11 protein-coding genes are annotated in these 14737 nt (G+C 44.9%); 10 read left to right on the plus strand and 1 reads right to left on the minus strand.

Annotation, left to right across the window (positions count from 1 at the left end):
- The first annotated feature begins 33 nt into the window (after positions 1-33).
- From HZA77_00330 to wecC, 6 genes are all read left to right on the plus strand, one after another.
- Positions 34-3249, plus strand: coding sequence for a hypothetical protein (locus tag HZA77_00330; GenBank protein MBI5373849.1), 3216 nt, complete (start codon positions 34-36; stop codon positions 3247-3249).
- 164 nt (positions 3250-3413) lie between these two features.
- Positions 3414-4508 carry a DegT/DnrJ/EryC1/StrS family aminotransferase gene (locus HZA77_00335; GenBank protein ID MBI5373850.1) on the plus strand — a complete coding sequence of 365 codons (1095 nt, stop codon included), beginning with the start codon at positions 3414-3416 and terminating at the stop codon, positions 4506-4508.
- A 110-nt stretch (positions 4509-4618) separates the two neighbouring features.
- Positions 4619-5554, plus strand: a complete 936-nt coding sequence (locus tag HZA77_00340) for a hypothetical protein (GenBank protein MBI5373851.1) — start codon at positions 4619-4621, stop codon at positions 5552-5554.
- A 3-nt stretch (positions 5555-5557) separates the two neighbouring features.
- Positions 5558-7024, plus strand: a complete 1467-nt coding sequence (gene rfaE1 / locus HZA77_00345; protein MBI5373852.1) for a D-glycero-beta-D-manno-heptose-7-phosphate kinase — start codon at positions 5558-5560, stop codon at positions 7022-7024.
- A gap of 29 nt (positions 7025-7053) precedes the next feature.
- Entirely contained in the window at positions 7054-8169 is a 1116-nt protein-coding gene (gene wecB, locus HZA77_00350; protein MBI5373853.1) for a UDP-N-acetylglucosamine 2-epimerase (non-hydrolyzing), read from the plus strand.
- Positions 8169-9413 (plus strand): UDP-N-acetyl-D-mannosamine dehydrogenase, encoded by a 1245-nt coding sequence (gene wecC, locus HZA77_00355; GenBank protein MBI5373854.1) that lies wholly within the window; start codon positions 8169-8171, stop codon positions 9411-9413. Before wecB ends, wecC begins: the two co-directional genes overlap by 1 nt.
- Here wecC and HZA77_00360 read toward each other — a convergent pair.
- Complete coding sequence (locus HZA77_00360) at positions 9406-10536, minus strand: DegT/DnrJ/EryC1/StrS family aminotransferase (protein MBI5373855.1); 1131 nt, start codon at positions 10534-10536, stop codon at positions 9406-9408. The two genes, wecC and HZA77_00360, sit on opposite strands and share 8 nt — an antisense overlap.
- 122 nt (positions 10537-10658) lie before the next feature.
- Between HZA77_00360 and HZA77_00365 the strand changes: the two genes are divergently transcribed.
- The 4 genes from HZA77_00365 (at position 10659) to gmd (ending at position 14727) form a co-directional block, all read left to right on the plus strand.
- Positions 10659-11690, plus strand: coding sequence for a Gfo/Idh/MocA family oxidoreductase (locus tag HZA77_00365; GenBank protein MBI5373856.1), 1032 nt, complete (start codon positions 10659-10661; stop codon positions 11688-11690).
- Between the two features lie 7 nt (positions 11691-11697).
- Positions 11698-12405 (plus strand): N-acetyltransferase, encoded by a 708-nt coding sequence (locus HZA77_00370; GenBank protein ID MBI5373857.1) that lies wholly within the window; start codon positions 11698-11700, stop codon positions 12403-12405.
- Positions 12406-12423: 18 nt separating this feature from the next.
- A complete protein-coding gene (gene lhgO / locus HZA77_00375; GenBank protein MBI5373858.1) occupies positions 12424-13635 on the plus strand; it encodes an L-2-hydroxyglutarate oxidase in 1212 nt (403 codons plus the stop codon).
- A gap of 63 nt (positions 13636-13698) precedes the next feature.
- Positions 13699-14727, plus strand: coding sequence for a GDP-mannose 4,6-dehydratase (gene gmd, locus HZA77_00380; protein ID MBI5373859.1), 1029 nt, complete (start codon positions 13699-13701; stop codon positions 14725-14727).
- Positions 14728-14737: the final 10 nt, after the last annotated feature.

Genomic DNA, 14737 nt, shown 5'->3' on the forward strand with positions numbered 1-14737 from the left:
TTGAAAATAAAGAATTTATTTTAGGGGGAGGTTATGAAAAATAAGTCCGGATTATTTGTTAAGTTCTCAATATTTTGTTTGTCTTTGGCGGTGATACTCTCTGCCTGCGGAGGCGGGGGAGGTAGCGGAGGAAGCGGAGGAGCTGATTCCTCAAAGGGGAATGTCAAGACTTCATCGAATAAGTCTATACCCTATGGGACCTTCCGTGCTGATGTTAACGCTGCGACTGGAACAATCACTTTTTCATACCCTGACAGCAAAAGCTCAAAAAGGCGTTCTGCAAGGAAGAATTATTCAGATAATTGGCCAAATGATACCAGCACTCCGGGGCAGAATGTTACACTTGCAAGCAGCGGTGGGAGCTGGGATGGCACAAATAAAATATTGTCAGGCAATGTCACAATAACCAACAATACGGCTGATACTTTTTATGCAACCCATGTAGTTATAACATCTGTTTCAGGGGGTGCTTCGGCTTTAAATGAAAACGGCTATGACCCTGATGGCTATGCTTTTTTTAACCATGCCCCTAATGGTGAGAAAATAGCCCCGGCCGGCACAGGTTCTGCTGTTAATTGGAAATTTTCTAATCCCTCATCTGTCGATTTTACAATAATAGGCAAAGTCTATGCGGACAACTGGCATCAGATAGCAGGTCCGGGTGTAAGCTTTGGCTGGGACAATGCGACAGCAGAAGATGCAACGGATACAGTGGACAACTTTTTCTTTAACAGTGTAGAGAACTATAATGGTAAGGTTTATGGTGTAATAGGGAAGATGGACCGTCCAAACCGTGATGATTCAGTCAATACCCGCACCGGCGGAGAGGTTTGGGAATATGACCCGACATCAACTAATTTTACTCAGGTAAACAGCGACGGGTGGGCCAATATATCTACTGACAGTCATGCTGGTGTTTTGAACACTATGTTTAACAACTGGGGCGGTGCGACGACTGTATATAACGGCAATCTTTATGTGACCGGCGGCAAGCATAACTTCCTTGGTGGCGTAGAAGACAGGATGAATGACGGCGGTGACCTTTTCAGATATAACGGAAGTACCTGGACAAAGGTATATACAAATACAGATGCCAATGCGTTATATAATGTTTTTAGTTTTGACGGCAGTATATTTGCAGGTACCATAGGAGCAGGTTACGGCAGAACATGGCTTTCAAGCAATCAGGATGCAGACCTTGCCTATTCTATAACAGGTGATGCCGGCACATGGATACTTGTCATGACAGATGCCTTTAATGATGATTGCCCGCAGCTCGCTGCTAATAATCCCGGCAAAAGAATTGGCGGCGCGATTTTAGGCGGCGGAACAGTTAAACTTCTTGATGGCTCGACGCACGGATATACCGGGAAAGGCGGCGGTACAGCTAAGCCCGGTGTTGTCCTTTATATAGCAGATACACAAAATGGCGGAGGCGGAGGTCGTCTTGAAAGCCAATGGACGCTTGCCAATGATTTTACTTCTGATGATGCATCATCAATCGCAATAACAGCAGTAACACAGCCGTGGAATTCAGGGAGTGCTGAGTATTCTCTTACCATAAGCGGTACGACCCTTACACCCCATGCCCATGCTCATCATTTCGCGCCTATAACCCATTTAGGGGTAGAACAGGTAAATGTCACTGTAATTGACAATACGACAAACCAGCTAATTGTTGGTCTCCACGCAGGAGGATTTACACCAACAACAAGTGATACTATCAGACTTACCACCGGCAACAATGAGCGCGGCTGGGGTGAGACAGGAAATGCTACAAGTTCCCAGCTTTATGTATTTACTCCATCACGTGAAGGAGCAGCCGGAACTCAGGAGCAGTTATGGCTGTTATCATCAAACCTGCCTCAGGGAGTTGGTCCATACATAAATGCAGGCGGTGAGCTGTTTACAGTGAAGAATATGCAGTCTAATAACAGAACGAATGACAGTGACTGGATAAGAAGGATGGATAGTTTCAGTATTACAAGTGAGTATGGATATGCGACACCATCAACATCAGGCGGCACAAACAAAGGAGGCACTGTAATATCTCCTGTTCCTGTTTATGCAGGTTTTGATGCAGGGATAGATCCAAGTAGCCCCAACGATGCTTACGGAAGGAGCGAATTTACAATATTTCCGGGAACCCATCAGGGTTGGATGTATGTGACAGTCCAGCCATTCCAGAGGATTAGCTCTGGCTGCCGTATGTATAAGACAGCAGATGGTGTGAACTGGATAACAGTTACAACAGATGGTTTTGGCGACAGCCAACTGGTCATAAAGAATTACACATCTGTAGGCGGGAAGCTTTATGGAGGCGGCGGCAGGCTTGCAAGCAATGATGCGCTTTGTGTTAAGAGTCAATTATGGCCATCGCCGGGGCAGTGGATATCAAGCGGTGCTATAACACCGAGTGATAGCACTTATTTCTTACAACCGGCTGGTGCATTCCCGTCTCCGTCAGCAGAGTATCCCACAGCTGGCACACTTTTGCTTCAGGCAAGGACCCCCCTCGGTGAGCCTGTTCTGCTGAGTTACATTTATTCTGAGAAGGTGACCTATACTTCTAACAGGGTAGCAACAGCAGCAACCCTTACGAATGCACTTTCAGCAAACAATGGATACCTTGGAAGGACTCTGTGGGCTACTGACACGACATTAGTTCTAAGCAACATACCCGGAAATCTTGGGCTTGATACAAGCAAGGGAGGAGTCTGCGTAGAAAGTGAAATAATTACCTATGACGGTGTTTCAGGGAGCACTCTTGGAACCCTAACGCGGAGCGGCACTGTTGTACATCCCGACTACTCAGGAGTTGGCAATCACAACAAGGGAGCGCCTGTGTTCAGGACAACGAGGATAGGTACAACTGAAGTAGGACGTAACGACGGGATTGCCGGAGTACCATACAGTATTGTACTGGGTGGTACTGTTGCAGATATTCCTTCTAAGAAAAACGATAACCTGTCTAATATATTAATTGACAATGAAGAGATTAAATTCACGCAGAGAACCACTACAGCGGGTGTGGTTACATGGGATGCAACAGGAGTGCAGATAAGGACCCCAGTACGCGCTTTTGACAGTACAAGACAAAGCGCTCATTCAGCCGGTGCGACAATTTATCTGCCAGGTTTTGACGGAATTACAAGAGGAGTTTTAGGTACCGCAGCAACCAATTGGGAATCTGCTGAAGACGGGCTTCTCATATCAAATCCGCCAGTTGAAATGTGGGTAACAGATTAATTTTTTAGAAATATCAATAATAGGGGCCAATAATAGGGGCATGGATAAAATCCATGCCCCTTTCTTTTTCCCATCTTTATTGACTCACGTTTATTGACTCAAGTGTTTTTCTCTGTTAAATTTCATTGTAAAAAAAATTACAACTTTTAACGGAGATATGACAATTGAGCGTCCAATTCTTGAACCTTAAGAAGCAATATAATGAAATTGAAAGTGAGATAAAAGAGGCCATCGAGCCAATACTTTCGTCACAGAGTTTAATACTTGGAAAGGAAGTAAGTCTTCTCGAGGAGAATATCGCCAGATACAGCGGGACAAAATTTGCGGCTGGCGTTGGTTCCGGCACAGATGCGATACTCCTTGCCCTTATGGCTTTGCACATTGGAAGCGGTGATGAGGTGATCACTACTCCTTTCACTTTCTTTTCTACTGTTTCCTGTATTGTTCGTGTAGGAGCAAAGCCTGTCTTTGCAGATATCGACCCTCGTACATTCAATATAGACCCGGCTTCGATAGAAAAGAAAATAACCTCAAAGACTAAATGCATAATGCCTGTCCACCTTTACGGACAATGCGCTGATATGGAGAAGATAAACGCCATTGCCTGCAAGCGTGAGATTAAAGTCGTAGAAGATGCGGCACAGGCGATAGGGGCGAAGTTTAACGGCAGTCCAGCAGGCTCAATGTCGGATGCAGGGGCTTTGAGCTTTTATCCTACCAAGAACCTTGGAGCTTTCGGAGAGGCAGGAATGGTTGTCACGCTTGATGAAGAAATATATAAAAGAGTGAAGATGCTCCGCGTGCACGGTGAAGTTACCCGTTATTATCATTCAGAGGTAGGCATAAACAGCCGCCTTGACACACTTCAGGCCGCAGTGCTTCTCGTAAAGTTGAGATATCTTGCCAAATGGACAGAAAAGAGACGCGCCATAGCCGACAGATACGACAAAGCTCTTTCCGGGAAAGTCACGGTGCCATACAGAAGCTCTTCGTGTTATCATGTTTTTAACCAGTATGTGATAAGGATTAAAAACAGGAGCTCGGTTATCAATGAACTGAAAAAGGCTGAGATAGGCCATGGCGTTTATTATCCTCTGTGTCTTCACCTTCAGGAGTGTTTTAAAAATCTTGGTTACAGGGAAGGAGATTTTCCTGAAAGCGAGCTCGCCTCAAAAGAGGTTCTCGCACTTCCAATATATCCTGAGCTTACGGTTGATGAGCAGGAGCAGGTCATTGCGGCAGTGATAAAAGGGGCTTAAGAGGAATATATAAATGTGGTAACTGGTTTGACTGCTCCCGTTCCGGCACTGAACAGCAGGTGCCTTCCGCAGGAGTAGTCAAACCAAAATAAATTAATAAAGGTAAAACGATGAGTGTTAATCCAAAACCTGTAAAAAAATATTCCTTAAAAGAGAGGAAGAACCTTGTAACCTTAAAGAATTTTGCGGAAATAAAAAAAGGCAATTCTATTCCTGCACTCCTCGGTTCTTTCCCAGATGTTTTAGGTGCGAGAGATTTTAAGTTCCTTGTTGATAATATCTCTAACAGCGTACGCAAAGGAAAACCTGTCTGCCTTGCCATGGGAGCCCATGTCATAAAGTGCGGGCTTTCGCCATTCATCATTTCCCTCATCGAAAATGGAGTAATAAACTCTGTTTCAATGAATGGAGCAGGTGCAATCCACGATTACGAGATATCTTTAGCAGGCGGCACATCTGAAGATGTGGCGGAAGGGCTTGAAGAAGGGGAGTTTGGCATGTCGCTTGAGACAGCCGAAGGTCTTTCGCGCGGCGCCGAGCTAGGAGCCGAGAAAAAAATCGGATTCGGTATGGCGCTTGGAAAAATTATTGAGGAAGACAAGAATCGTTACCGTAATATGAGCATACTTGCAGCAGCAGCAAGAAAAAAAATCCCTGCCACGATCCATGTCGCACTTGGGACAGATATAGTGCATATGGACCCGCTTGCCGATGGACGATTGATAGGAGAGGCAAGCCTTCAGGATTTCAGGATAATCGCAGACCATGTAGCAAAACTTGACGGAGGTGTATGGATCAACATGGGTTCTTCCGTGATACTCCCAGAGGTTTTCCTTAAAGCCCTTACACTTTGCAGGAACAGGGGATACAAAGTCAAAAACTTTATAACAGCGAACATAGATATGATTTCCCATTACCGTCCTCTTACCAATGTCGTGAGAAGGCCTACGCTGAAAAGCGGCAAAGGGATAAATCTTATTGCGCAGTATGAAATACTTTTTCCGCTTCTCTATTTCGCATTAAGAGAGAAGATCGGGTTCAGGTGATATATGCAAAAAGAGATTGAACTTCTGCACAGCAATATTATAGCCGGCACAGTACCGCGCGTAGTAGTTGTTGGCGATATCATGCTTGATGAATATGTCATGGGGAGCGTTGAAAGGATATCTCCTGAAGCGCCTGTCCAGGTTGTGAAGATAAATAAAAAAGAATTCGTTCCCGGCGGTGCGGCTAATGTTGCCAATAATCTTGCAAGCCTCGGTGCAAAGGTGACTCTTGTTGGGGTTATCGGAGATGATCTGAACGGTGTACAACTTCTTAGAATCCTCGGCTCTTCCGGCGTTGACTGCTCGGCTGTCTTAGCAGTTTCCGGAAGAAAGACAATCACCAAAACAAGGATAATAGCCCACAGCCAGCAGGTGCTGCGTATTGACGATGAGACCTCGGAACCCCTTTCTCCGGCAGTGAGGAGTAAGATTGTATCTTATATGAAGCGTACATTGAGGCGCGCAGATGGAATAATAGTCTCTGATTATGCGAAGGGGATTGTGGATAAAAGCATATTCAGTGAATTAGTTAAAATGGCAGGCAGCTCGAAAAAACCCATCATAGTGGACCCAAAGGGGAAGGACTATTCGAAGTACAGGGGAGCATATATCGTGACCCCGAATCTCAAAGAGCTTGAAGAGGCGTCAGGTATAAAGGCTGAGACAGAGGATGATGTATCTGCCGCGCTTAAAAAAATCCTGAGTATTGTTTCCTGCGCCGGCGTGCTTGTCACAAGAGGAAAAGACGGGATGACTCTTCTGATGAAAGGTGGGAAATCCCTTAATCTCAAAGCCTCCGCCCGCGAGGTTTACGATGTTTCAGGAGCAGGCGACACTGTCATAGCATCATTCGGATACTGCCTTTTTTCCGGTATGAAGGCTGAGATGGCGGCGCTATTTGCAAACACTGCCGGCGGCATAGTGGTTGAGAAAGTCGGGACTGCCGTAGTTTCCATTGATGAGGTCATCTCAAGGATTTATGAGGAAAAGAGCGAGACAAAGGTGATAGCTCAGGGGAAACTTGCTCCCCTTATCAAGCTCCTTAAAGGAAAGCGGAAGAAAATAGTTTTTACAAACGGATGTTTTGACATACTGCACATGGGGCACATCTATCTTCTCCAGAAAGCGAAATCATTCGGAGATGTCCTCATTGTAGGCATAAATACAGACAGCTCGATACGCCGCATTAAAGGAGAGAAAAGGCCGCTAATCGGAGAAGATGAGAGGGCAAGGGTTTTGAGCGCACTTGCCTGTGTGGACTATGTGACGTTCTTTGATGAGGATACACCCATTGATATAATAAAGAAGATCACTCCTGATGTGCTTGTCAAAGGAGGAGACTACAAGAAGAATGAAGTCGTAGGAGCAGGCTATGTGGATAATCATGGAGGACGGGTTGAACTTGTCCCGGTTGTGAATGGTTTATCAACAAGCAATATTATTGAGAAGATTCTGACCCAATATAAATAAATAAAATAAATAAATGAAAAAATAAATAAATGAAAAAAATCCTTGTCGTATTCGGTACCCGTCCTGAAGCCATAAAAATGGCTCCTGTCATCCTTAAGCTGAAGCAGGAGAAAGACGCGTTCAAGACTATTGTTTGCGTCACTGCCCAGCACAGGCAGATGCTTGATCAGGTTACGAGCCTTTTCGGGATAAAGCCTGATTTCGATTTAAACCTGATGCAGGAAAATCAGGATCTTGAAGGGATAACAGGGCGCGTCATAACAGCGATGAAAGAGGTCCTGCTGAAAGTCAAACCTCACATGATACTTGTTCAGGGGGACACTACCACGACATTTGCTGCTGCGCTTGCCGCTTTTTACCAGCGCATACCGGTTGCGCATATAGAGGCCGGACTTCGCACCAATGATAAGTTCCAGCCTTTCCCGGAGGAGATAAACAGGAGGCTTACCTCTGCCATAGCCGACATACATTTCCCTCCGACTCCCGAATCAAAAAGAAACCTTCTTCGCGAAGGGATTCCTTCATCGAAGATTTACGTAACGGGAAATACAGTGATAGATGCGCTGTTCATTACGACTGAGATGATAAAAAAGCGGATAAAGAGCGTGCCCCGCGAGCTTAAGGGGATAGATTTTTCAAAGAAGGTGATCCTTGTGACTGGCCACAGGCGCGAGAATTTCGGAGAAGGCTTTGAGAACATCTGCCGTGCCTTAAAGGAAATTGCCGGGAAAAAAGGAGTTGAGGTAGTCTATCCTGTTCACATGAACCCGAATGTGCGGGAGCCTGTTAACAGACTGCTCGGGAATGTCCCGAATATAAAACTTATCGAACCGCTCGACTATTTCCCTTTTGTGTACCTTATGTCCAAAAGCTATATAATCCTTACTGACTCCGGCGGAGTCCAGGAAGAGGCTCCGAGCCTCGGAAAACCTGTCCTTGTAATGAGAAACACTACCGAGCGTCCCGAAGCTGTCAAAGCGGGAACTGTGAAGCTTGTTGGCACTGATATCAGAAAAATTACAGGTGAAGTAAAGAGCCTCCTTGACGATAAGAGGCGCTACCAGAAAATGAGCAAGGCTCACAATCCGTATGGCGACGGAAAAGCATCGCAGAAGATAGTAACGATTCTGAGGAGGATCAAGTAATGGCAAGAGCAAAGGATGGGAATATCAGACAGGTTTGCATCATGGGACTTGGATATATAGGTTTGCCTACGGCGTGTATATTCGCTACCAAGGGGCTTAAGGTCATAGGCGTTGATATAAGACACGACGTTGTAAACATTTTAAGCAAAGGTGATACTCATATTTATGAGCCTGACCTTGATATCCTTGTCAAAGCCGCCATCGGTTCGAAGAAACTCAAAGTGAGCACAGAGCCGCAGGCAAGCGATGCCTTTATGATATGCGTTCCCACTCCTTTTAAAGACGGCAAAAAGCCTGACCTCTCTTATGTGAAAAAGTGCATGGAAAGCATTATCCCCCATCTTGAGAAAGGCAACCTCATAGTCCTTGAGTCGACATCTCCAATCATGACAACTGAAAACCTTGTGGCCGGCATGGTAAGCAAGGCAGGATTTGTTCCGGGCGAGGATATATATATCGCTTACTGTCCTGAGAGGGTTCTTCCGGGGAACATATTCAAGGAACTTGTTGAGAATGACAGGGTCATAGGCGGGATAAACGAAAAATCCGCAAGGCTTGCGCAGAAGCTTTACAGCACTGTCGTTCAGGGAAAGATATACCTTGCTGATGCAAAGACAGCGGAGATGGTAAAGTTAGTTGAGAACGCATACAGGGATGTGAACATCGCCTTTGCAAATGAGATCGCAGGGATTGCCGACAAATTCGGAATAGATGTATGGAGAGTAATAGAGATAGCGAACAGGCATCCAAGGGTGAATATACTTTCTCCCGGAGCAGGAGTCGGCGGACACTGCATTGCAGTCGACCCCTGGTTCATTGTTGACAGCGCCCCCGGACAGTCAGCCCTCATAAAGACTGCGCGCAATGTCAATGACAAAAGGGCTGAGGATGTCTTCAAGAAAGTCATTGCTGCCGCTGCCTCCGAAAAAAAGAGCAGGAGCGGGAAGGTAAAGGTCGCTTGTTTCGGGTTAGCTTATAAAGCTGATGTGGATGATTTAAGGGAAAGCCCGGCGCTCAAGATTGCAAAGAAGCTGGCGGCCAGAAAAGATATAGAACTTCTTGTTGTAGAGCCAAATGTTGAAAAATGTGCCGGCCTTGAATTGACTACAAAGGAAAAAGCCCTTATAGAATGCGACATTGCAGTATTCCTTGTCAACCATTCAGAGTTTAAAGAGATTTCTTCGGAAAACCTCATAGGGATAAAGGTTATTGATGTCTGCGGACTCATGCGCGGCATCAGATAATTTTTTTTATCTCACTGCACACATATTCGACCATCTCTGATGACATTTCAGGATACATAGGCAGGCTCAATATTTCCTGCGCCGCATTTTCCGCAACCGGATAATCACCTTTTCTGCATCCAAGATATGAATAAGCCGGCTGAAGATGAAGAGGTATCGGATAATGGATTCCTGTCTCTATCCCTGCTTCTTTTAGGCGCTCTGCAAGTTTCTCTCTTTCTTTCGTTCTTATGACATAGAGATGGCAGACCGGGGTTATCCATTGAGGGGAGTAGGGGAGTCTGATCTCATCAATCCCATCAAGTAATGATTTGTAAAGCGAAGCATGTTTTCTGCGGCTCTCATTCCATTTTTCAAGCGATATAAGTTTCACTTTAAGGATTGCCGCCTGCATGGAATCAAGGCGCGAGTTTCTCCCCTCGAATTCATGTTCATACTTTTTCTTTCTTCCATGGTTGCGTGCCATCATTATGTATTCTGCCGCTTTTCGGTCGTTAGTCACAACAGCTCCTGCATCGCCGAAGGCGCCAAGATTCTTTGACGGGAAAAAACTGAATCCTGCCGCATCACCCAATGTTCCGGTGCGCTTTCCTTTATAAAGAGCGCCATGCGCCTGTGCAGAATCTTCTATTATCCTGAGAGCGTATTTTTGAGCTACCCAGCAGATTCCATCCATTTCAGCGGGCTGTCCGTAAAGATGCACCGGGATTATTGCGCGCGGCAAAGGGCTCTTGACTGAGCTTTTATCGAATCTCTTTTTCAGATAATCTTCAAGGCACTGGGGACTCATGTTCAGGGTTTTCCCGTCAGCATCTGTGAAAGTTATCTTTGCTCCTGTCATTGTGATTGCTTCAGTTGTTGCAATGAATGTGTTGGGGACTGTTATGACTTCGTCTCCTTCTCCGATGCCGAATGCCTTAAGGGAGAAATAGAGAGCATCTGTGCCGTTTCCTACGCCGACCGCATATTTTGCTCCGCAGAAGGAAGCGAATCTCTGCTCGAACTCTTCTGCTTCTTTGCCAAGTATGAAGCTGCCGGCTTCTATGACGGAATTTACAGCTTCGTTGATTTCCCTGCGAATGGAGTTATACTGTGCCTTAAGGTCAACAAATGGGACTTTCATTTTATTCTCGATCATTTAAAAATAAAAATATCATTTTTTATATAACATATCATAGAATATTTGAAGTCATAAAATATTTGATAGATGGACAATTTTTTAGAAGCAACTTTTGAGGAGCGGCAATGATAAATATCGCAGTGGCAGGATGCGGTTACTGGGGACCCAATCTCATCAGAAACTTTATAGAGAACAGGGATTGCCGGGTCACTCACTGCTGTGACAGTTCGAAAGACAGCGTAGATAAAGTAATAAGAAGCTATCCATCTATTAATGGAGTGAATGATTACGGGGAAATAATCTCATCTCCCGGGATCGATGCTGTGGTAATAGCCACTCCCGTAAAAACCCATTTTGAGCTTTCGAAAAAAGCGCTTATGTCAGGAAAGCATGTGCTTGTGGAGAAACCTCTCGCATTCACATCCGGCGAGGCAATGGAGCTTATCGAGCTCTCTGAGAAAATGGGGAAAGTCCTCATGACAGGACATACATTCGAATTTAATCCTGCCGTAAGGATGCTAAAGGATATAATCCGGTCAACTGCGGTGGGGAGCCCGCTTTACTTCTATTCAACACGGGTGAACCTCGGGATAATAAGGGATGACATAAATTCTATGTGGAACCTTGCACCCCATGACATATCAATCCTCATATATCTTATGGAAGAATTCCCTGTCGCTGTCTCGGCTTTCGGCAAGTCGTTCATCCAGAAAGGGATTGAAGACGTAGTCTTTATGTATATTGAATTTCCGTCAGGGACGGTTGCGCACGTTCATACGAGCTGGCTTGATCCTTCCAAAGTAAGGAAGCTCACAGTCGTATGTGAAAAAAAGATGGTCGTATATGATGATGTTGACAATGAGGCGAAGCTTAAGATTTATGATAAAGGCTTTGAGACAAAACTTGCAACGGACGGTGGAATCAGGGATTACATAATCCGCCCCAGAGCAGGCGCAATATTCATTCCTAAGGTCGACAACACAGAGCCTTTGAAGATCGAGTGCTCCCATTTTATTGAGTGCATAATGGGCGGTAAAAAGCCTTTGACTGACGGATTAAACGGCATGCGCGTTGTAAATGTCCTTGAGACAGCAGGTGAGTCTCTCAGAGATGGCGGAGTAAGGAAGGAAACTAATTGGAAGAGGCTCGCCCTCTAAAACATATATGATAAGCAAAACAGCTATTATTCATCCCAATGTCAGGCTTGGCAGCAATTGCACAATCGAGGACTTTGCAGTTATTGGTTCTCTGCCAAGTGGTGTTGATGAAAAGAAGCGGAGCGCTGATGAAAGAAAGCTTGAGACAATCATCGGCGACAATGCCCTCATAAGGTCCCACACAGTTATTTATGCGGGGAACAAGATAGGTGATAATTTCCAGACTGGCAATAAAGCCAACATAAGAGAGTTAAATGAGATAGGTGATAATGTCAGCATCGGCACTCTCTCGGTCATTGAACATCATGTTAAAATAGGAAACAACGTCAGGATACATTCGCAAGCATTTATCCCTGAGTTCACTGTCTTAGAAGACGAGTCATGGATTGGCCCCAATGTTGTTTTTACAAATGTCCTCCATCCCCTTTGCCCGAAGGCCAAGGAGTGCATCAAGGGAGCTACTGTAAAAAGATGCGCCAAGATAGGCGCCAATTCTACAATTTTACCTGACATAGTGATCGGCGAAGGTTCGTTGATCGGAGCAGGTTCAGTTGTCACAAAAGATGTCCCTCCTTTCAAAGTCGCTGCCGGCAATCCGGCAAAAGTCATAAAGGATGTAAACGAGCTGAAGTGCCCTTATGATTTACTCAGCAGTCATGATCAAGAGAATGATCAAGAACATGATCAAAAGCATGATGAAAAACATGAGAAGTGAGCTTTCTCCAAATCAGTCATGTTGAACACCGATATTCTGATTGCCGGCGCAGGCATCGTGGGGCTTTCCGTTGCACGCGAGATTGCCGCCAGATACCCGGATATCACGATCACGATTCTGGAAAAAGAGCCGACTCTTGCACGCCATGCAAGCGGAAGGAACAGCGGCGTTCTTCATGCGGGTTTCTATTATTCCCCTGACAGCCTTAAGGCTAAGTTTGTGGTTGATGGGAACAGGCTTCTCACTCAATATTGTCTTGAAAACGGTCTTTCAATAAACAGATGCGGCAAGGTAGTAGTCGCAAAAAACGAAAATGAAATCGAATCCTTATATGAATTGAAAAGACGGGGCGACAGCAACGGAGTTGCGATAGAAATTGTTGATGAAGCAGGGTTAAGCGAGCTTGAGCCTAATGCGAAGACGGTTGAGAAAGCATTATATTCCCCTTCAACTTCAACCATTATTCCCTCAGAGGTTGTAGAATGCATCGGCAGCAGTCTTATGAAGAAAAAAAATGTCCGGATTCTTTTTAATGAAAGACTTCTAAAAAGAAATGGCAGCGCTTCAATAACAACTAATTCCCAAAAGATAACATTCAGTCATTTAATAAACACGGCAGGGCTCTATGCGGATAAGGTAGCTCACGAATTCGGTGCAGGTATGAAATATTCGCTCATCCCTTTCAAGGGACTCTATCTGGAATATGAATCTCCTGACCTCATAAGAAAGCATATATATCCGGTCCCTGATATAGACAATCCATTTCTTGGCATGCATTTCACAAAGTCAGCGGACGGGCATGTAAAAGCCGGACCTACTGCAATACCGGCATTCTGGCGTGAGAATTATTCAGGGCTTTCCAATTTCAGCCTTTCAGAGGCTCTGGAGATCCTTCCGGTTGAGGCTAAACTTTTTGCCCATAACAGTTTCAATTTCAGGAAGATTGCCTTTGAAGAGTTGAGGAAGTATTATAGAAAAAACTTTATAAGCCTTGCATCACGCCTCGTAAAGACGATAGATGAAAGAAAGTTTGGGCGCTGGCTTACACCCGGAATAAGGGCTCAGTTGTATAATCGCAAGCAGTGCAGGCTTGAAATGGATTTTGTCGTTGAAGAGGCTGAGAACTCGACTCATGTTTTAAACGCAGTTTCACCGGCTTTTACGTGCGCTTTTTCATTCAGCAGGTTTGTAGCTGATGAAGTGGAGAAAAGGTTGAATAAAAAAAGGTAACATGGTAGAAATCTAACTTAATAAAATAATAAGACAACAGCTACTTAAAGGACAAATAATCTTATGGCAAAAAAAGCACTTATTACAGGTATCACCGGACAGGATGGAGCCTATTTATCGAAACTGCTCCTTGAAAAGGGATATGAAGTTTACGGTGCGTTCAGGAGAACTTCTGACCTCCATCTGGAGAGACTGAAATTCCTTGGTATTGATAAGCAGATCAATTATGTCCCTTTTGAACTTCTGGAGTTTACGAATATATACCGCACAATTGAGAAGCTTCAGCCTGCTGAGATTTATAATCTTGGAGCACAGAGCTTTGTTGCGCTGTCTTTCGAGGAGCCCATATTCACTTCAGATGTGACAGGCATCGGACCACTGCGCGTGCTTGAGGCGATAAGAGCCGTAAACCCTAAGATAAAATTCTATCAGGCTTCGTCGAGCGAGATGTTCGGAAGGGTTCAGGAAGTTCCTCAAAACGAGAAGACCCCCTTCTATCCCAGAAGCCCTTATGCGGTTTCAAAGGCGTTTGGGCATCACATCACTGTTAATTACCGTGAGTCTTACAAACTTTTTGCCTGCTCAGGGATACTTTTTAACCATGAGTCCCCGCTCAGAGGGTTTGAGTTTGTGACAAGGAAGATAAGCTATGGCATTGCGAAAATAAGGTGCGGGCTTGAGAAACAGATAGTGTTGGGGAACATTGATGCCAAAAGGGACTGGGGATATGCTCCGGAATATGTAGATGCCATGTGGAGAATGCTTCAGCAGAAAACTGCAGATGATTATGTCGTCGCAACAGGCGAGACTCATTCAGTAAGGGAGTTTATTGAATTTGCGTTCAAGCATATTAATATTAATATTGTTTGGAAGGGTAAAGGCGTTAACGAAAAAGGAATTGATAAAAAGACCGGCAAAGCGGTTGTAGTGCTTTCTCCGGAATTTTTCAGACCAGCAGAGGTCGATCTCCTCATAGGTGATTTTTCCAAGGCGAAGAACAAACTGAAATGGTCTCCAAAAACCAAGTTTGAAGAGCTTGGAAGGATAATGGTTGAAAGCGATATAAAAAGGATTGAGAACGAACGGCGCTGAAAAAGCAGTT

The sequence above is a fragment of the Candidatus Schekmanbacteria bacterium genome (assembly GCA_016219965.1).
Taxonomy (GTDB): Bacteria; Schekmanbacteria; GWA2-38-11; order GWA2-38-11; family J061; genus JACRJM01.

Excerpts from the sequence above, each read along its gene's own strand:
- HZA77_00330 (MBI5373849.1), top strand. The coding sequence starts at position 34 with ATGAAAAATAAGTCCGGATTATTTGTTAAGTTCTCAATATTTTGTTTG.
- HZA77_00340 (MBI5373851.1), top strand. The coding sequence starts at position 4,619 with ATGAGTGTTAATCCAAAACCTGTAAAAAAATATTCCTTAAAAGAGAGG.
- rfaE1 (MBI5373852.1), top strand. The coding sequence starts at position 5,558 with ATGCAAAAAGAGATTGAACTTCTGCACAGCAATATTATAGCCGGCACA.
- wecB (MBI5373853.1), top strand. The coding sequence starts at position 7,054 with ATGAAAAAAATCCTTGTCGTATTCGGTACCCGTCCTGAAGCCATAAAA.
- wecC (MBI5373854.1), top strand. The coding sequence starts at position 8,169 with ATGGCAAGAGCAAAGGATGGGAATATCAGACAGGTTTGCATCATGGGA.
- HZA77_00360 (MBI5373855.1), bottom strand. The coding sequence starts at position 10,536 with ATGAAAGTCCCATTTGTTGACCTTAAGGCACAGTATAACTCCATTCGC.
- HZA77_00365 (MBI5373856.1), top strand. The coding sequence starts at position 10,659 with ATGATAAATATCGCAGTGGCAGGATGCGGTTACTGGGGACCCAATCTC.
- HZA77_00370 (MBI5373857.1), top strand. The coding sequence starts at position 11,698 with ATGATAAGCAAAACAGCTATTATTCATCCCAATGTCAGGCTTGGCAGC.
- lhgO (MBI5373858.1), top strand. The coding sequence starts at position 12,424 with ATGTTGAACACCGATATTCTGATTGCCGGCGCAGGCATCGTGGGGCTT.
- gmd (MBI5373859.1), top strand. The coding sequence starts at position 13,699 with ATGGCAAAAAAAGCACTTATTACAGGTATCACCGGACAGGATGGAGCC.